Annotated in this window: 19 protein-coding genes; all 19 read left to right on the top strand. The window is 36.1% G+C overall.

Annotation, left to right across the window (positions count from 1 at the left end; all coding sequences use genetic code 11):
* Positions 1-5: 5 nt before the first annotated feature.
* The 19 genes from CJF12_RS04995 (at position 6) to CJF12_RS04900 (ending at position 19,249) form a co-directional block, all read left to right on the top strand.
* On the top strand, positions 6-893 hold the full coding sequence (locus CJF12_RS04995; protein ID WP_228379125.1) for an ankyrin repeat domain-containing protein: 888 nt from the start codon (positions 6-8) through the stop codon (positions 891-893).
* 108 nt (positions 894-1,001) lie between these two features.
* Positions 1,002-1,328, top strand: a complete 327-nt coding sequence (locus CJF12_RS04990) for a LytR/AlgR family response regulator transcription factor (RefSeq protein ID WP_034687519.1) — start codon at positions 1,002-1,004, stop codon at positions 1,326-1,328.
* A 108-nt stretch (positions 1,329-1,436) separates the two neighbouring features.
* Positions 1,437-1,817 (top strand): DUF2255 family protein, encoded by a 381-nt coding sequence (locus tag CJF12_RS04985; protein WP_034687518.1) that lies wholly within the window; start codon positions 1,437-1,439, stop codon positions 1,815-1,817.
* Positions 1,818-1,971: 154 nt separating this feature from the next.
* Positions 1,972-2,784 carry a 2,3,4,5-tetrahydropyridine-2,6-dicarboxylate N-succinyltransferase gene (locus tag CJF12_RS04980; RefSeq protein ID WP_034687516.1) on the top strand — a complete coding sequence of 271 codons (813 nt, stop codon included), beginning with the start codon at positions 1,972-1,974 and terminating at the stop codon, positions 2,782-2,784.
* Positions 2,785-2,814: 30 nt separating this feature from the next.
* On the top strand, positions 2,815-3,984 hold the full coding sequence (locus CJF12_RS04975) for a glycosyltransferase family 87 protein (RefSeq protein WP_034687514.1): 1,170 nt from the start codon (positions 2,815-2,817) through the stop codon (positions 3,982-3,984).
* 4 nt (positions 3,985-3,988) lie between these two features.
* Positions 3,989-4,918, top strand: a complete 930-nt coding sequence (locus CJF12_RS04970) for a glycosyltransferase family 2 protein (protein WP_034687512.1) — start codon at positions 3,989-3,991, stop codon at positions 4,916-4,918.
* A gap of 1 nt (position 4,919) precedes the next feature.
* Positions 4,920-5,696, top strand: coding sequence for a polysaccharide deacetylase family protein (locus CJF12_RS04965; RefSeq protein WP_034687509.1), 777 nt, complete (start codon positions 4,920-4,922; stop codon positions 5,694-5,696).
* Complete coding sequence (locus tag CJF12_RS04960; protein WP_034687507.1) at positions 5,693-6,802, top strand: glycosyltransferase family 4 protein; 1,110 nt, start codon at positions 5,693-5,695, stop codon at positions 6,800-6,802. The genes CJF12_RS04965 and CJF12_RS04960 overlap by 4 nt, the downstream gene beginning before the upstream one ends.
* A 240-nt stretch (positions 6,803-7,042) precedes the next feature.
* Positions 7,043-7,900: an ATP phosphoribosyltransferase gene (hisG, locus tag CJF12_RS04950; protein ID WP_034687504.1), complete on the top strand. Its 858-nt coding sequence runs from the start codon at positions 7,043-7,045 to the stop codon at positions 7,898-7,900.
* 1 nt (position 7,901) lies between these two features.
* Positions 7,902-9,176, top strand: coding sequence for a histidinol dehydrogenase (hisD, locus tag CJF12_RS04945; RefSeq protein ID WP_034687501.1), 1,275 nt, complete (start codon positions 7,902-7,904; stop codon positions 9,174-9,176).
* A 4-nt stretch (positions 9,177-9,180) separates the two neighbouring features.
* Complete coding sequence (gene hisC, locus CJF12_RS04940; RefSeq protein ID WP_034687499.1) at positions 9,181-10,206, top strand: histidinol-phosphate transaminase; 1,026 nt, start codon at positions 9,181-9,183, stop codon at positions 10,204-10,206.
* 2 nt (positions 10,207-10,208) lie between these two features.
* Positions 10,209-11,303, top strand: a complete 1,095-nt coding sequence (hisB, locus tag CJF12_RS04935; RefSeq protein ID WP_034687531.1) for a bifunctional histidinol-phosphatase/imidazoleglycerol-phosphate dehydratase HisB — start codon at positions 10,209-10,211, stop codon at positions 11,301-11,303.
* Between the two features lies 1 nt (position 11,304).
* Entirely contained in the window at positions 11,305-11,889 is a 585-nt protein-coding gene (gene hisH, locus CJF12_RS04930; protein ID WP_034687497.1) for an imidazole glycerol phosphate synthase subunit HisH, read from the top strand.
* Positions 11,886-12,608: a 1-(5-phosphoribosyl)-5-[(5-phosphoribosylamino)methylideneamino]imidazole-4-carboxamide isomerase gene (gene hisA / locus CJF12_RS04925; protein ID WP_034687494.1), complete on the top strand. Its 723-nt coding sequence runs from the start codon at positions 11,886-11,888 to the stop codon at positions 12,606-12,608. Before hisH ends, hisA begins: the two co-directional genes overlap by 4 nt.
* A complete protein-coding gene (hisF, locus tag CJF12_RS04920) occupies positions 12,601-13,353 on the top strand; it encodes an imidazole glycerol phosphate synthase subunit HisF (protein WP_034687492.1) in 753 nt (250 codons plus the stop codon). Before hisA ends, hisF begins: the two co-directional genes overlap by 8 nt.
* The gene (gene hisIE, locus CJF12_RS04915; protein ID WP_034687490.1) at positions 13,350-13,943 is read left to right on the top strand and encodes a bifunctional phosphoribosyl-AMP cyclohydrolase/phosphoribosyl-ATP diphosphatase HisIE; all 594 of its coding nucleotides are present in this window, start codon (positions 13,350-13,352) and stop codon (positions 13,941-13,943) included. The genes hisF and hisIE overlap by 4 nt, the downstream gene beginning before the upstream one ends.
* A gap of 197 nt (positions 13,944-14,140) precedes the next feature.
* Complete coding sequence (locus tag CJF12_RS04910; protein ID WP_034687488.1) at positions 14,141-16,264, top strand: TonB-dependent receptor; 2,124 nt, start codon at positions 14,141-14,143, stop codon at positions 16,262-16,264.
* Positions 16,265-16,350: 86 nt separating this feature from the next.
* The gene (locus tag CJF12_RS04905) at positions 16,351-18,894 is read left to right on the top strand and encodes an RHS repeat domain-containing protein (RefSeq protein WP_095591066.1); all 2,544 of its coding nucleotides are present in this window, start codon (positions 16,351-16,353) and stop codon (positions 18,892-18,894) included.
* Positions 18,794-19,249 carry a hypothetical protein gene (locus tag CJF12_RS04900; protein ID WP_034688370.1) on the top strand — a complete coding sequence of 152 codons (456 nt, stop codon included), beginning with the start codon at positions 18,794-18,796 and terminating at the stop codon, positions 19,247-19,249. Before CJF12_RS04905 ends, CJF12_RS04900 begins: the two co-directional genes overlap by 101 nt.
* The last annotated feature ends 24 nt before the right edge of the window (positions 19,250-19,273 follow it).

Genomic DNA, 19,273 nt, shown 5'->3' with positions numbered 1-19,273 from the left:
TCTCGATGATGACACTCTTATCTTGTTCAGATCTCAATCCCAGATCTCGTAAAAAGGAAAATAAAACGCAGTATCCTCCTGCAAAAATGTTCAAAGGAGATCAGTTATTGGCTGCCCAGAAAATTCTGGACGGTGATCTGGAGGGGATGGAAAAAGTAATTAAAGATAAAAATATAGCGCTTGATAAACTGGGAGAAGACACAGGATATACCCTGTTGATGTACGCTTCTATTATTGAGGATATGAATGCCATGAAAAAGCTCTTGGATTTAGGGGCGAATCCTAATATTGTAGTTCCGTATAACGGATATAAAACTCCTTTACGACATGCTGTTGCACTTAATAATTACGAAATGCTTAAACTGCTTTTCAGCTATAAGGCCAACCCTAACCCGCAGTTAGGGGATTCTCCTCTGTATGATGCCATGATGATAGGTGGTGTGGATGATACGGAAAGGAAAATGATTGATTATTTGCTCAAGCAGGGAGCTGATATTAATAATCTTTCATATAGTGGAAACAACATTATGGAAGCTGCGGCAAGAGATGACCTGGATCTCACTACTTATTTTTTAGAAAAAGGAGGGAATCCTGTTATCCCGGGAACTGGTCTTTGTCCAATGGCAAGCTATATCGAATATAAAGACAAACAGAAAAAAGATCGTAATTTACCGGAAAGCCCATATTATGAAAAGCTGTCTGCAATTAAAAAAATCCTCATTGAAAAATACCAGGTACAATTTCCGGTAAAAAAAGACTTAACTGCTGAAGCAGCGCTTAGAATAAAGCTTTATGAAAAGCTGGATTCAAATGATAAGCTATCTGTTAATTTCAATAATAATTATGGCGAAAACCAGTATAAAAAGGATTTGGAATTAATCAAAAAGCCATAATCATTTTAAAGTAGTTGGTCATCAATATTACATAAATTTCTTATTCATATTTTTCATCTGTATCCATAATGGTATAAAGACCTATCTTTATGCTTAAAGTTTTTACGAATGAAAAATAAAACTTTCGCTTTTATTAAAACAGATAAGAAGCTGGTGAAGCTTTTCTTTAATGACATTGTGATTATAAAAGGTCTTGGAAATTATGTAGAAATATACACCACATTTGATAAAAAATATACCTATTACAAGACTCTTAAAGATCTGGTTGAAAGTTTGCCTGACGAGTTTATGCGTATACATAACTCATATATTGTAAATTTAACCAATGTTGAATCTTTTGAAAATAATCATATTATTTGTAAAGGACTAAAAATAGCTGTGGCAAAAAGCTACCGCGATTGTTTGACCGATACTCTGGATAAAATCATGTTATAGTTCATTGACATCAATAAAGTAGCCAATAGAATAATATTTACGGCGAAGTAAATAATAATATTTTTTGGTTCATCTGTTCATTTTAGTTTTGTGAGAAATCTTATTAAAATGAATCAACAAGATGCTATACAATATGTTAGCGAAAATGAAATTATCGGAATAAAAGCCGGTTTACAGCGGGATACATTTTTAGATGTCTGGATGGTTGTTGTCAATAACAGGATCTTTGCACGTTCCTGGGGATTTGCAGAAAGAAGCTGGTATAATAGTTTTTTACAGGATCCTCTGGGGCAAATACAATGTGGAGATTCTATTCTTCATATCAATGCATATATTCCAACTGATCTCAATGATCTTACTGACCGTATTAACACGGCTTATTTGACAAAATACAGTACCAGGAAATATGCAAGACCAATAACAGAACAACAGCATGTTGAGAAAACAATGGAGTTTGTTATTCTAGACAAGATTTCTAATCAAATTTAAATTTAACCGGAAAGATTTGTTTAGCCAGAGGTTCATCCTCAAGGGGCCATACAAATCAATAACATCATCCTAATGATAATATGATTGAAAATATTTTGCTGAACTTTTGTATCTTTGGCCGAAATAATTATTCAAATTAATTTAAATTAGAAACATGTCGTTACAACAAACTATTGAAAACATTTGGGATAATAGAGATTTATTACAAAATGAAGAGAGCCAGAAGGCGATAAGAGAGGTTATTTCTTTATTAGACTCCGGAGAACTTCGTGTTGCTGAACCTACAGACAACGGATGGCAGGTTAATGAATGGGTGAAGAAAGCGGTAGTTATGTATTTCCCGATTCAAAAAATGGAAACTATAGAAGTAGGACCATTTGAATTTCATGATAAAATTCCTTTAAAGAGAAATTATGCTGAAAAAGGAGTAAGAGTTGTACCTCATGCGATTGCAAGAGAAGGAGCTTTTGTTGCTTCAGGGGTAATTATGATGCCTTCTTATGTGAATATCGGAGCGTATGTAGATTCAGGGACTATGGTAGATACCTGGGCTACAGTAGGAAGCTGTGCACAAATCGGTAAAAATGTTCACCTGAGTGGAGGAGTAGGTATTGGTGGTGTATTAGAACCTTTACAGGCAGCACCGGTAATTATTGAAGATGATTGTTTCATCGGTTCAAGATGTATCGTAGTAGAAGGAGTACATGTAGAAAAAGAAGCGGTATTGGGCGCGAATGTGGTATTAACGGCTTCTACTAAAATTATAGATGTAACAGGAGATCAACCTGTTGAAATCAAAGGAAGAGTACCTGCACGTTCAGTAGTAATCCCGGGAAGTTATACAAAACAATATCCTGCGGGAGAATATCAGGTTCCTTGTGCTTTGATTATCGGTACAAGAAAGGAATCTACTGATAAAAAGACTTCTCTTAATGATGCGTTGAGAGAAAACAACGTAGCAGTCTAAGACTTTTACACAAAACTAATACCCGCAATTTTGAAAGAAAAAATTTTAAAATTCATATTAAACCCTAAATATATATTTGGGGTTTATCTTATTATATCAGTAGTTACTGCGATTTCTAAATATTTTAGGGGAAATTACGCAATCAACAACTATTTGATTTTTAAAAACGTATTTTTCAATACGGTCAATGAGAAGAATTTATTTATCCATTATCCGGATCTTTATTTTGACCTGAATCATTATGGCGTTTTTTTCAGCTTACTGATCGCTCCGTTTGCTGAGATGCCGGATTGGCTTGGGATTTCTCTTTGGAATCTGGTTAATACTTTCGTATTTGTTTATGCAATTCATAAATTGCCTTTTTCAGATACTAAAAAAGCCCTTTTCGGAATTCTTTGTTTGCAGGAATACATTACGGCTGCTCTAAGTTTACAGTTTAATGTTGCTTTAACAGGTTTGCTCTTATTATCTGCTATTTATATTTACGAAAGAAAAGAAGTAAAATCGGTAACAGCAATCCTGGTAGGGATTTTTGTGAAAATTTACGGTATTGTTGGGCTTACCCAATTTTTCTTTATTAAAAATAAAGCAAAATTCATTCTTTCAGGAATAGGCATTGCGGTATTATTCGTTGTAATTCCGATGATCTATTCTACACCCCAATTTGTGATCCAGAGTTATGCTGATTGGTTTCATTCTATTGTCGAAAAAAATAATGAGAATCAGGTATTGGGAAATATGCAGGATATTTCATTAATGGGCTTTTTCAGAAGAATTATGGGGGATGCATCTATTTCTAATCTGGTGTTTTTGGCGTTTGGATTACCACTGTTTGCGCTACCATATATTCGGATTAAGCAATACCAACATTATGCTTTCCAGCTGATGATTTTAGCCTCCAGCTTATTATTTCTGGTGTTGTTTAGCTCAAGCTCAGAATCACCGACTTATATTATTGCCGTGGTAGGTGTAATGATCTGGTATTTCCTTCAGAAAGAAAGAACACCGCTTGCTACCGGTCTGTTGATTTTTGTTATTATTTTTACTTGTTTTTCAACATCGGATCTATTCCCTAAATGGGTTAAAAATGAGTATATCACCAAATATTCTTTAAAAGCAGTACCTTGCATTGCGGTTTGGTTGCGAGTGGTGTATGAACTTCTAACCAAAGATTTTGAAAAAAATTACAGCCTGAACTGATTCTATGAAAAAGATTTCTATTGTAATTCCTGCCTATAACGAAGAAGGAAATGTAGCTATGATTCATCAGAAAATCAAAGAGGTTTTCTCAGGACTCAACAATTATGATTTTGAAATCATATTCGTGAATGATGGAAGCAGGGATGGTACTCAGCAGAAACTGGAAGCACTATCCGAACAATATGATGAAGTGAAATTTATAGAATTTTCAAGAAATTTCGGACATCAGCCTGCCGTAAAAGCAGGAATGGATTATGCCCATGGAAATGCAGTAATCTCGATGGATGGTGATCTTCAGCATCCTCCGGAACTGATTCCTGATATGATCAGAAAGTGGGAAGAAGGCTATGATGTTGTACTCACCGTAAGAACATATCCCAAAGAAATTTCTTTCTTTAAAAGAAAAACTTCGGACTTTTTCTATAAACTCTTATCCAGCCTCTCCGATGTAAACCTTACCAAAGGTGGTGGCTCAGATTTCAGATTATTAGATGCCAGTGCTGTGGAAGTCATGAGACAGTTCAATGAAGACGATCTGTTTTTAAGAGGATTGACGAGCTGGATGGGTTTCAAACAAACAGCAATAGATTTTACAGCTTGTGAAAGAGTAGCTGGTGAAAGCAGTTACAATCTTAAAAAGATGGTGACTTTTGCCTTTACAGGAATTACAGCTTTTAGTGTAAAGCCACTATATATTGCAGCCTATTTGGGCTTTTTATTCTCCGCTATATCAGTGATAGGATACGGAATTTATGTTATTCATTCCTTTGTCAGTCATACTGAAATTTCAGGTTGGGCATCTTTGATTATGACCATTGTATTTTTTGGAGGGCTACAACTGATTATTCTTGGAATTATTGGGATTTACCTGGGTAAAATCTTTAAACAGGTGAAAGAAAGACCTAATTATATTATAAAAAATAAAAATTTTTAAAATGGTTTTATTAAGTTTTGATATTGAAGAATTTGATATGCCATTGGAGTACAAAGGAACGATTCCTTTTGAACGGCAGATTTCCATTTCGCAGACCGGACTGGAAAGGATACTGGATATTCTTAAAAAACATCAGGTAAAAGCAACGTTCTTTTCAACGGTTGTTTTTGCAGAAAACAGCAAACATTTGATTAAACGATTATTGGAAGAAGGACATGAGCTGGCTTCCCATACCTGGTTTCATTCCGAATTTGAAGAAAAGCATTTAAAAGAATCACGTGAAAGACTGGAAGATTTATTTTCCACGAAAGTAACGGGTTTAAGAATGCCGAGGATGATGCCGGTGGATGAAAAAGCCGTAGAAAAAGCAGGCTATTCCTATAATTCATCGATTAATCCTACATTCCTTCCGGGTCGCTACAATAATTTAAAAGTATCAAGAACTTATTTTAAAGAGGGAAATGTGACACAGGTTCCGGCCTCTGTTTCTCCTAATTTCAGAATCCCTTTATTCTGGCTGAGTTTTCATAATTTTCCGCTGTCGATCTACAAAAAACTGGCTTCAGATAGTTTGAAGAAGGATGATTACTTAAACGTATATTTCCATCCGTGGGAATTTGCGGAAATTAAGGATGAAGCATTTAAACTCCCTGGATTTACAGTGAAAAATTCAGGAATGGATATGGTCAAAAGATTTGATAAGTTCATAGGGTGGCTTAAAAATAAAAAGTATAGCTTTGGAACATTCCAGGAATTTCAAAAAAAGATAGAATCATGAAGATTGCCTTTGATGCAAAACGTTTTTTCCATAATACATCAGGACTAGGCAATTATTCCAGAGATCTGGTGAGAATTCTGTCTCACTATTTCCCTGAAAATACATATTTGCTGCTCAATAAAAACAAATCAGAACGAGGAGCGGACATTTTGGTAAAACCGGATGTCCATTTTGTAGAAACATCCAAAGGAAGTATGTCGCGTCAGCTTAAGATGGGAAAGGATGCTCAAAAACAAGATGCAGATATTTTTCATGGTTTATCAGGTGAATTACCTTTACAATGGGAGAAGACTCCTATAAAAAAAGTAGTGACTATTCATGACCTGATCTTCATGCGATATCCGCAGTATTATTCTTTTTTTGACCGTAAAATCCACTTATGGAAGTTCAAAAAAGCAGCGCAGAATGCGGATCGTATCATTGCTATTTCAGAACAGACAAAAAGAGATATTATCCAGTATTTAAAAGTTCCGGAAGATAAAATTGAAGTGATTTATCAGGGATGTCATCAGGCTTTTAAAGAAGAACAGCCTTCTGAGCTGATCCACGCTACCCAGGAGAAGTTTAATCTTCCTGAAAGGTTTATCCTAAACGTAGGGACGATTGAACCGCGTAAAAATCTTCTGAATATTGTAAAAGCCATCAAGGACACGAATATCCCTTTAGTAGTAGTGGGAAGAAAAACGAAATATTATAAAAAGGTAGAGGCATTTATCAGGAAAAATAAAATGGAAAAACAAGTTTATTTTCTTGAAGGCGTTTCTATGGATGAGCTTGCAATTCTCTACAAACTGGCCGATATTTTTGTATACCCAAGTTTCTTCGAGGGCTTTGGAATACCTGTTATTGAGGCACTTTTCTCAAAAACGGTAACCATTACAAGCAATACGAGCTGTCTTCCTGAAGCGGGTGGGAAAGACTCGGTTTATGTAAATCCGGAAAATGAACTCGATATCCGATCCAAAATACAATTTTTGTGGGACAATGAATCGGAAAGAAAACGCCGTAGTGATAAGAGTTTTGAGTTTGTTCAGAAGTTTAATGATGAACCGATTGCCAATGAACTGATGAATTTTTATCAAAAAATTTTTGAAAAAAATATTTGATATTTAAAAATAAGTTCTACATTTGTAGCACAATTTTGAACAATGAAACCCAATTTTTTAACATTACATCATTATCATCATCATCTCTGCTAAGACGGAATTGATTGATAATGACCTGTGTTAAAATCAAAAAATAATTAAAAACCGTCTGAGTAACAGACGGTTTTTTTGTTTCTAAAATTCTTCCCCGGAAATTTTTCAAAAAATACTTTTTATTTACTCAGACCCAATACATCCCAAATGAGTAAATTAAAAATCGCCATCCAGAAAAGTGGCAGACTTTACGAAGATTCTTTACAGCTTTTGAAAGACTGCGGAATTTTCATCAACAATGGAAAAGACCAACTCAAGGTTTCGGTGGATAATTTTCCTTTCGAAATCATGTACCTCAGAAACTCCGATATTCCGCAATATCTTGAGGATGGAGTAGTGGATATTGCTATTGTTGGTGAAAACCTTTTAGTAGAAAAACAAAAAGATATTGAGATTGTTCAGAAGCTAGGGTTTTCAAAGTGTCGTGTATCTCTGGCAGTTCCTAAAGACATAACAACTGATGAACTTACCTATTTTCAAGGTAAAAAGATAGCAACTTCTTATCCAAATACCCTCAAAAAATTCCTGACAGATAAAAAGATTTCTGCAGATATTCACGTGATCTCAGGATCAGTAGAGATTGCTCCTAATATCGGATTAGCAGATGGTATCTGTGATATTGTAAGCTCAGGAAGTACTCTTTTCAAAAATGGATTAAGGGAAACCATCACATTATTATTCTCCGAAGCCGTACTCGCTAAAAACCCGAACCTGGATCAGGAAAAAGAAAATATTCTGAATAAGTTTCTTTTCCGTATTAAGGCTGTGCTCAAAGCAAAAAATTCCAAATATATTCTGATGAATGTTCCGGATGAAAAAATAGAAGATATAGCAAAGGTATTGCCTGTTCTTAAAAGTCCTACAGTGATTCCTTTAGCAGAAGAAGGATGGAGCAGTATTCATTCTGTTATTGATGAAGAGCGATTCTGGGATGTGATTGATGAACTGAAAGAAAAAGGAGCTCAGGATATTTTGATTATTCCAATTGATAAAATGGTTATTTAATATGTTTATACACAGATACCCGCAGAAGAGTACCTGGGCAGAATTGATCAGACGCCCGGTTCTTAAAAAAGAAGAAGTCTCGGAAATTGTTTCCGATATCTTTAAAAAAGTTGAAAGAGAAGGAGATCAGGCGTTGCTTGAATTCAGTAAGAAGTTTGATTCTGCCGATATAGGAAGTATTTCCGTTTCACAAGATGAGATAGAAGAGGCTGAAACGTTAGTGAGTGAAGAGCTGAAAAAGGCAATTCAGGTGGCTAAGGAAAATATTACATTATTTCATGCTTCACAAGAAACTGAAATTCAGAAAATAGAAACGATGAAAGGGGTTGTTTGCTGGAGAGAAAATCGCGCTGTAGAAAAGGTAGGAATCTATATTCCAGGAGGAACAGCACCTTTGTTTTCAACAGTTCTGATGTTGGCTGTTCCTGCTCAATTGGCAGGATGTAAGGAAATTGTTCTTTGTACTCCACCTGATAAAAGCGGTACAATTAATCCCGCTATTCTTTATACTGCAAAACTTTGTGGGATTACGAGAATATTTAAAACCGGCGGTGCGCAGGCTGTTGCTGCAATGACCATTGGTACGGAAAGTGTTCCCAATGTATATAAAATATTCGGACCTGGAAATCAATTTGTTGTGGCAGCAAAAGAATATGCTCAAAACTATGGAGTGGCAATTGATATGCCGGCCGGCCCCAGTGAAGTTCTCGTCATAGCAGATGAATATGCGGTTCCTGCATTTTGTGCTGCTGATCTTCTTTCTCAGGCTGAGCACGGCAGTGACAGCCAGGTTGTTTTTATTACTACGGATTTAGCGATTTTAAATGAAACGATTGAAGAAATTCACAGCCAGGTAGAAAAGCTTCCGAGAAATGAATTTGCACAACAATCTCTTGATAATAGTCACTTTATACTTTTGAATACAGTAGAAGAAGCGGTCAGCTTAAGTAATTTATATGCTCCCGAGCACCTTATTCTGGCTTTGAATGATTTTGAAAAATACATTCCGGCTGTACAAAGTGCGGGCTCCGTTTTTTTAGGAAATTATTCCTGTGAAAGTGCCGGAGATTATGCAAGTGGAACCAATCATACACTTCCTACCAACGGGTTTGCAAGAAATTATAGTGGTGTTTCTTTAGACAGTTTTGTAAAGAAAATCACTTTTCAGCACTTATCAAAACAGGGATTACAAAACTTAGGAAAAACTATTAAAATAATGGCAGAAGCTGAAGGATTATCAGCCCATAAAAATGCCGTTTCCATTCGATTAAAATAAGAAAATGAAGCAATTAACAATCAACCAGTTTGTTCGAAAGAATATTTTAGAATTACAGCCTTATATCAGTTTTAGGGATCATAATGAATTTGATACACCGGTTTTACTGGATGCTAATGAAAGTCCTTTTGGAGCCTTTAACCGCTATCCTGATTCTACACAACGAAAACTCAGAAATAAAATAGCTTCTTTGAAAAATATTTCCCCGGATCAGATTGCAGTGGGAAACGGAAGTGATGAGCTTATCGACCTGATCATCAAAATATTCTGCGAACCCAAAAAGGATTCTATAATGATGATGAATCCATCTTTTGCCATGTATGCATTCTATGCTGCTATCAATGAAAATAAAGTAGTCAGGCTGGATCTGGACCAAAATTTTCAGATCGTTAAAAATGAGTTTCTGAAAACCATTAATGATGAGGGTGTGAAAGTATTTTTTATTTGCTCTCCCAACAATCCTACAGGAAATAGTGTTAAAGATATTGAATTCTATATTCAGAATTTTAATGGAATTGTGGTTGTAGATGAAGCCTATATCGAGTTTTCAGATCAGAAGACAAGTCTTGATCTTCTTGAGAAATACCCTAACCTTATTGTTCTTCAGACGTTTTCTAAAGCTTGGGGTAAAGCAGGAGCAAGGGTAGGAATTGCCTGTGCTTCCGCAGAAATTATTAAGTTTATCAATACGGTGAAGGCTCCCTATAATGTCAATTCTTTAAGCCAGGAACTGATTATGGATTGTATTGACCGGGAAGATGAATTCAAAAGGAATTTAGAAGGTATTATCAGAGAAAAAAACTGGCTTCAAAATGAATTTCAGAATATAACCTGTATTGTGAAAGTATTTCCTACGGATGCCAATTTCTTTCTGGTACAATTTAATGATGTCGATAATGTACATCAGATGTTGTTAGGCAACGAAGTTTTAACGAATAAAAGATCACCCGCTATTCCGGATTGTATCCGTATCAATATTGGGACAAGAGAAGAAAATACTAAGCTAATTACCATTTTACAAAATATATGATGATGAAAAAAGTATTATTCATAGACCGCGACGGAACCTTAATTATTGAGCCCCCAACAGATTTCCAGGTAGATTCTCTGGAGAAGCTGGAATTCTATCCGGGTGTTTTTCAAAATCTTTCAAGAATTGCAAGAGAACTGGATTATGAGTTGGTAATGGTGACGAATCAGGATGGATTAGGAACCGAAAGTTTTCCGTATGAAACATTTATTAAGCCTCATGAAAAGATGTTAAAAGCATTTGAAAATGAAGGAATTATTTTTGATGATATCCTGATTGATAAAAGCTTTGAACAGGATAATCTCCCAACGAGGAAACCGGGTGTTGGAATGCTTGGTAAATATATTTACGGGAATTATGATTTGGAAAATTCCTATGTGATAGGAGATCGTGTTACAGATATCCAGCTGGCTAAGAATCTGGGCTCAAAAGCTATTTTTATTAATAAAACAAGTAATGAACATGCTGATCTTACAACTGAACAATGGTCTGAGATCTATCAGTTTTTGAAAAATGTTCCGAGAAAAGCCAAAGTATCGAGGAAGACCAATGAAACAGATATTGAAATAGAAATCAATCTTGATGGACAAGGTAATTCAGAGATTGCTACAGGATTACATTTTTTTGATCACATGCTGGAACAGATTTCAAAACATGGCAATCTGGATCTTAAAATTAAAGTTAATGGAGATCTGCAAGTAGATGAGCACCATACTATTGAGGATACCGGAATTGTATTTGGACAAGCTGTTCTTAAAGCATTAGGAAAGAAAAAAGGAATCGAAAGATATGGCTTTCTGCTGCCAATGGATGATTGTCTGGCTCAGGTTGCCCTTGATTTTGGAGGAAGATCCTGGTTGGTCTGGGATGCAGAATTTAAAAGAGAGGCGATTGGAGATGTTCCTACTGAGATGTTTTCCCACTTTTTTAAATCCTTTACGGATTCCTCTCAATCTAACCTGAACATTAAAGTGGAAGGAGAAAATGAACACCACAAGATTGAGTCCATTTTTAAAGCTTTTGCCAAAGCACTGAAAATGGCAGTAAATCTAACGGATCAAAATTTTAATGTACCATCAACTAAAGGAAGTTTGTAAGATGATTGCTATTATAAAATATAACGGAGGAAATGTTCAGTCTGTGCAAAATGCGCTCAACCGACTGGGAACAGAATCAATCATTACCGATGATTTTGAATTGATCCAACAGGCCGATAAGGTGATTTTCCCAGGCGTTGGCGAGGCCTCTTCAACCATGAAGCTGTTAAAGGAAAAAGGTTTGGATACTTTTATTCCAACCCTGAAGCAACCTGTATTAGGAATATGCCTGGGAATGCAGCTGATGTGTAAGGGTAATGAAGAAGGCGACACTTCCGGAATGGGAATCTTTGATATTGGGGTTAAAAAATTCCCATCGAAAGAGATTGTCCCTCATATGGGCTGGAATACCATTACAGATCTGTGGTCTCCTGTTTTTTCAGGCTTTGAAAAAGAAGAAGATGTCTATTTTGTCCATAGCTATTACTGTGAACTGTCGGAATATACCACTTCTGTCTGTGACTATATCCTGCCTTTCAGTGCATCGTTACAAAGAGATAATTTTTTTGCGACCCAGTTTCACCCGGAAAAATCAGGGAAAACAGGGGCTGAAATTCTTAAAAACTTTTTAAACCTGTCGATATGAAAATTATTCCTGCCATTGATATTATTGATGGAAAGTGTGTAAGGCTTTCCAAAGGAGATTATGAAACCAAAAAAATTTACAATGAAAATCCAGTGGAAGTGGCCAAAGAGTTTGAAAGCTTTGGAATCCGCTTTCTGCATGTGGTGGATTTGGACGGCGCTAAATCCAAACATATTGTGAATCATAAAGTATTGGAAACCATTGCCAGAGAAACGTCGCTACAGATTGATTTCGGAGGTGGATTAAAGACCAGGGAAGATATTGAAATGGCCTTTAATGCCGGAGCTGGTCAGATAACTATTGGAAGTATAGCTGTTCAGGATCCTGAATTTTGTGTTACTCTGATCAAGAAATACGGAGCTGAAAAAATCATCCTTGGGGCTGATTGCCAAAACCGGAAAATAAAGACATCAGGATGGTTGGAAGAGAGTCATCTGGACGTTATAGACTTTATTGATCAATATGAAAAGAAAGGTATCCGCCAGGTAATTTGTACCGATATTTCAAAAGATGGAATGTTGGAAGGTCCTTCAACAGAGCTCTACAAAGATATATTAGGAAATAGCTCTGTACAGTTGGTCGCCAGCGGAGGAATTTCGGGAATGAAAGATGTATACAGAATGAGGGAAATAGGTTGTTCAGGGACTATTATTGGAAAAGCTATTTATGAAGGGGAAATAGAACTGAAAGAATTACAAAATTTTATTGAAAATGCTTAAAAAGAGAATTATTCCATGTTTAGATATTAAAGATGGAACTACGGTAAAAGGAATTAATTTCGAGGGACTGCGTAATGCCGGGGATCCTGTAAGTCTGGCAAAAAAATATGAATGGGACGGTGCAGATGAGCTGGTCTTTCTCGATATAACTGCTACAATTGAAAAAAGAAAGACCTTTACAGCACTTGTCAGAGAGATTGCCAGAGAGCTGAGCATTCCTTTTACGGTAGGCGGAGGAATTTCATCTGTAGAAGATGTAAGAAAATTACTGGAAGCAGGAGCCGACAAAATCAGTATCAATTCATCAGCAGTAAAAAATCCCCAATTAATCTTTGAACTGGCTAAAGAATTTGGAAGCCAATGTGTGGTAGTTGCTATAGATACCAAGAATATGAATGGACAAGATTGGGTTCATATTAAAGGAGGTAGAGAAATAACGACGCTAAAAACAATAGAATGGGCTAAAGAAGTAGAATCGCTCGGAGCAGGAGAAATTTTATTAACCTCAATGGATGGTGACGGAACCAAAAATGGTTTTGATATCAACATTACAAAATCTGTGTCCGATCATATCAATATCCCTGTTATTGCTTCCGGAGGAGCGGGCAGAGTCAAAGACTTTGAAGAAGTATTTCAGAAAACCAAAGCCACAGGAGCACTGGCAGCCAGTATTTTCCATTTCGGAGAAGTTCACATTCAGGATTTAAAAAAAGAATTACAAACTCAAAAAATACCGATTAGATGATCATAGATTTTAATAAAAGCAATGGCCTTGTGCCTGTCATTATCCAAGATAACAGAACATTACAGGTTCTGATGCTGGGATATATGAATGAAGAAGCCTTTCAGAAAACCGAACAAGAAGGAAGGGTTACTTTTTTCAGCAGATCGAAAAACCGACTTTGGACAAAAGGCGAGGAATCCGGAAATTTTTTAGCAGTGCAAGATATCAGTATCGATTGTGATCAGGATACCATTCTAATTAAGGTAATTCCTGAAAATGTAGTCTGTCATACCGGAAGTTTCAGCTGTTTTGGAGAAAAGGATTCCAAAGGCTTCTTATACGAACTGGAAGAAACCATAAGTAAAAGAATAGATAATAAAATAGACGAATCTTATACCTATTCCTTGTATCAGAGAGGCATTAATAAAGTCGCTCAGAAAGTAGGGGAAGAGGCTGTGGAACTGGTTATTGAAGCAAAAGATAACAATGCCGATTTGTTTAAAAATGAAGCTGCTGATCTGCTGTATCACTTTTTGATTTTATTGAAAGCAAAAGAATTTTCCCTGGCAGATATAGAGAAGGTTTTAGAGGGTAGAAACCGAAAAGCCTGATAGAAATATGACCATTATCAGATGTGATTAATATTAATAATTAATTACATTAAATGTATTTATTTTATTCTAACATTGATTAATATGTATTAATTATAGCCTTGTTTTTCTCATACTTAGTGAATGAAAGTGAGTTTACAATATGTATTGAAAACAGTACTTTTGTTTTTAATTATTCTAAATAAGACTATATATAGATGAGAAAAACGATTCTTTGTGTAGGGAGTTTGATTGTATCTTCCTCATTATGGGCACAAAAGAAAGATTCATTACATGACAACAGGCTGGAAGAAGTTATTATGACTGCTTCAAGATCGCCGGAAATTGTAAAGAAAACAGCTTCTACAGTGAATATCATTAACAGAAAAGAGATTGAGGAACAATCAATGATTTCTCCTGATCTTAGTAATATTTTAGCCTATAAAGTACCCGGGCTGGCATTTGGAAATAACCTGGTAGGAAATAGAGGCCAAACTTTGAGAGGAAGAAACGTTTTGATTATGATTGACGGAATTCCTCAGTCAAGCCCGTTAAGAAATAATGACAGAGAAATAAGAAGTATAGACCCATCCGTACTGGAACGGATCGAAGTGGTTAAAGGAGCCACTTCTATTTATGGAAATGGGGCAGAAGGAGGGATTATTAATTATATTACTAAGAAGAATGTAACCAACAAGCTTTTTGCAGGAAGCACCGTTTTAGGTTTTACCAGCCATGATCTGTTTAATAATAAGATGTTTAAGGCTGATGGAGGAGCCGGTTACAGAATATCTCAAACTTTCTATGGAAGCTTAGGAAAATGGGATTATTTGGTCAACGGAACATTTACTCAGAATGGAGTTAAGATAGACGGAGATGGTTTAGTACAGAATCCAAGGTATGGATTAGGTGAAACCAGTGTGAGTAATACCTTTGGTAAGATCGGGTATAATTTGGATGAGAATAACAGATTCGAACTCATGTATAATTTTTATTCGAGTTTACAGGATTCAAAATATATCCTGGATCTTGGAAAATATGGAGAACGTCCTTCGACAGGTAAATTAGGAACACGAGAAGGGGTTGAAGAAGGAACAAGATATAATCATAATGGGTATCTGAAATATACCAATAAAAATATTTTCAGGAATACGTCATTCAATACTACCCTTTATTTTCAGGATTTTTATACCATCTATGACTACCGGAATCCTCCAAGATGGAAGACTGGAGGACAATCTGCAATTCTTGAAAAAAAATACGGATTCAGAGCTGATTTCAATACAGAATTCAAAAAAGATCATGAAGTGAAAGGATCTCTTACCTACGGACTTGACTTATTGAATGAGAAAACCAGCCAGCCTTTGGTAGATGGAAGAATATGGGTTCCTGAAATGAATATGTTGGCAGCAGCTCCGTTTGTCCAGGGAAAATTATTTCTTACCAGGGGTTTGACCGTCAAAGCAGGATTGCGATGGGATAAGATGTCTGTAAAAGTTCCTGATTATACGACTTTACCCTCTGGTAAAGACACGGAATTTAATGTGCAGGGTGGTCGGTTAAACTATTCAAATCTATCTTATAATGTAGGATTAAGCTATGTTGCATTTGATTTCTTTCAACCTTTTACATCATATTCAAGAGGATTCAATATTTACGATTTAGGAAGAGTGTTGCGTGATGCGAAGAGCAATGTTTTAAATGAAATCAATACAGATCCGGTTGTGATAGACAATTATGAAATAGGTTTCAACAGTAAGATAGGCCGGTTTGTAGATTTTTCAGCAAGTTATTTCTATAATTATTCCAAGTTGGGAGCCGATCTGGTTTCGGTGAATGGATTCTGGACTCCATTAAGGGCTCCGCAATACATCAGTGGAGTAGAGCTGGCTATGAATGTATACCCAACGAGAGGGCTAAGCATCGGAGCTAATTATACTTTCCAGGAAGGAAAAGTAGATGTGAAAAATGATAATACCTATGAGAAATATTTAAGCGGATTGAGAATTGCTCCGGCGAGGCTGAATTCTTATGTTAAATGGAATAACAAAGCCCAGAATCTTCAATTGGGAGTTTATCATATGTACTCTTTTAAAAGAAATCAGTTTGAACCTAATGCATCAGGGAAGTATGATGAAGGTGAAGGTCCTGTGAAAGATTTTAATCTTTTCAATTTCCAGGGAAGTTATAAATTTAATAAATTCATCACCCTGGGATTAGGTATTGAAAATGTATTTAACACTACCTATTTTACACCTACATCCATGTATACAGCCAGAGATGCCGAATATGTAAGAGGAAATGGAAGATATTATACCGTATCACTTAATTTCAATTATTAATGTGTTAGATTTCTGATCAATAAATAGACTAAAATCCTTTCTGCTGTAGAAGGGATTTTGTTTTTGCCACAGAGGTCAGAAGGTATGTGACTACCACTACTTTCCTTGAAGGAAGAACGAATTCCGTCTTAAAAGTAGCATCTAATGATACGAACTCTGCAAGCGGATTTTATAAAGCCAATCAACTCTATAAAAACTCAGTAAAGGATGAAGATGGCAATGAAACCATAGAGTTTAAAAATGGCCAGGGCCAGACTGTTTTAGTCAGAAAAGTATTAGGAGCTAACCAGAATGCAGATACGTATTATATCTATAATGAATATAACCAATTGGCTTTTATACTTCCCCCTGAAGCCTCTAATGCAGCAAGGAACTTAGGAGTAGGTGTTCAGTTTCTAGATGGCTTTTTGGTTAACTATTGTTACCAATACCATTATGATGAAAAAAACAGATTAGTGCAAAAGAAGCTTCCAGGTAAAGAATGGGAGCATATGGTGTATGATAAAGCTGACCGTCTTATTATGGTTCAAGATGCAGAAATGCGTAAGACCAATAAATGGCTGATCACTAAATACGATCAGTTGGGAAGAGTTGCCTATACTGGAATTTTAACAGGGAGCAATAGAATGAATCTGCAGGCCCAGATAGGAAATTTAGCTATTATTGAATCAAGGGAATCTGGTGGATTTATTCGCAATGGAATGCGTATTTATTATAGTAACAGTCACTTCTCTAATATAGAGACCGTCTTGAGTGTCAATTATTACGATACCTATCCTCCGGGATCTCCTGCGGTTACCAATGTTTTTAATCATCAGCTTCTGACCGACAATCCTTCACAGGACCGTAGCACCAAAGGATTACCTTTAGCCTCGTACATTAAAAATATAGAAGATGATGCCTGGACCCGGAATTTTACCTGGTATAACTCCAAAGGTCAGGTAATGGGAAGCCGAAGTATTAATCATTTGGGAGGATATACTATTCTTAACCATCAGCTTGATTTTTCAGGAATGTCTCTGCGTACAAGTACTTACCATAAAAGAATTCCAGCTGATACTGAAAAACAGATACACGAATACTTTACGTATGACCATCAGAACAGACTTCTGATGCATCGGCATAAGGTAGGTTCCAATCCTCTTGAGATTTTAGCCCAGAATAAATACAATGAGCTCTCCCAATTGGAAAGTAAGAAAGTAGGTGGAGTAAGTGCTGCTGCACCGCTTCAGCAGGTAGACTATAAGTACAATATCCGAGGCTGGATGACTCATATTAATGATCCTGCTAACTTAGGAACTGATTTGTTCGGGTATAAAATAAAGTACAACCAGGTAGAAGGATTACAAACGCCAAATGTTAACTTTTCTAATCTGAAGGTGCTCCCTAAGTTTAATGGGAATATTGCTGAAGTTGACTGGAAGACTGCCTCTTCTCCTAATGATAATTTAAGAAGATATGGGTATGTATATGATGGTTTAAATAGATTACTGGCAGGATTTTATCAAAGAGATACCAATCCATCAGCAAGAGAATATTTTGAAAAGATGGATTATGATTTGAATGGAAATATTACCAACCTTAAAAGATCAGCTCAGGTACAGTCCGGAAGTACGGCAGCATTAATTGATGATTTAACGTATTCTTACAATGGAAACAGGCTTAATAAAGTGACCGATGCTACCCAAAGTACTTCAGGATATCCGACAGGAGGAGCTACCATGGGGTATGACCTGAATGGGAATATGATTAGCCATCCTGATAGAAGCATTAATGAGATCACCTATAATTACTTAGACTTACCCAACAGTTTTAAGCTACTGGGTAAAGGCAGTTCCAAATCTAGTTATAATTACACCTACCGAGCTGATGGAGCCAAAATAAAAAAGAATGCAATTCCTGATCTGGCTACGGAAGTCCAAACGGATTATCTGGATGGATTCCAATATCAGAATGGGGGCTTACAATTTGTACCTACCTCCGAAGGCTATTATGATTTTGAAAAAAATAAGTATATTTACGAGTATACCGATCACTTAGGGAATGTAAGGTTGAGCTATGCCAGGAATGGCTCAGGCACAGAGGTCATTGAAGAAAGCAATTATTATCCTTTTGGATTAAAACACCAGGGCTACAATACACTTTTGGGAAATTCGGCTTATACTTACCAGTATAACGGAAAAGAACTACAGACGGAGACGGGAATGCATGATTATGGCTGGAGGCAATATATGTCGGAATTGGGAAGATGGGGAGCGATAGATCAATTGGCGGAAGCTTATCATAGCACGAGTCCTTACGCCTATGTATCTAATAACCCTATCAATAGTTTTGATCCTGATGGTAGAGAGATTGTAGAAACAAATACAGGTTGGACTTTCTATGGTATGGATATGTACCGATTTGGAAGTTATATGCGTGGTGGAGGTGATGTAGGAAGTGTAACGAAAGTCTTTTCATCCATTGCAGGTAGCGGTGGAGGTAACAGCGGAGCCCTTGGAGCTGCTTGGGACAATTTTATGGGAGTAAATGTGGCTCTTCCTGAAGTGGTTATTTCGGGTAGAGGAAACAGCAGTAATTGGAATATGGGGAGTAATTATTTGTCCAATTCCTATTCCATGTATATATGATAAAAGTGACTTTGTTAAAGCAGATGGAAGGTTTAAGGAAGATCAATTTATAGATACAATTTACGTTTATAAAGAAAAAGACAATGACATTTACAATGATCATTTTGATACTTTTATCATAATAGATAGTTCAAGAAATAAATATTTTTATGGCACTGAAACAGTAGAAGAAAAAAATACGCATAACCTTTTTTCTAAAGGAGTATATAGATTTAAAAAGTCTTCTGATCCGCAAGAGTGCTATCAAAGTAAATTAAAGACTGGATATTTTGAGTTTTATAATATTGATGGTAGTTTACATTCAAAAAAACTCTATCAAATAAAAGGAGATTCTTCTTATGTTGTTAAAAAATAATACTTTGGGATATTTAGAATAAGG

The sequence above is a fragment of the Chryseobacterium piperi genome (genome assembly GCF_002285635.2).
Classification (GTDB): domain Bacteria; phylum Bacteroidota; class Bacteroidia; order Flavobacteriales; family Weeksellaceae; genus Chryseobacterium; species Chryseobacterium piperi.
Note: the sequence above shows the minus strand (reverse complement) of the source record. Positions and strands in the feature narration are given on the sequence as shown.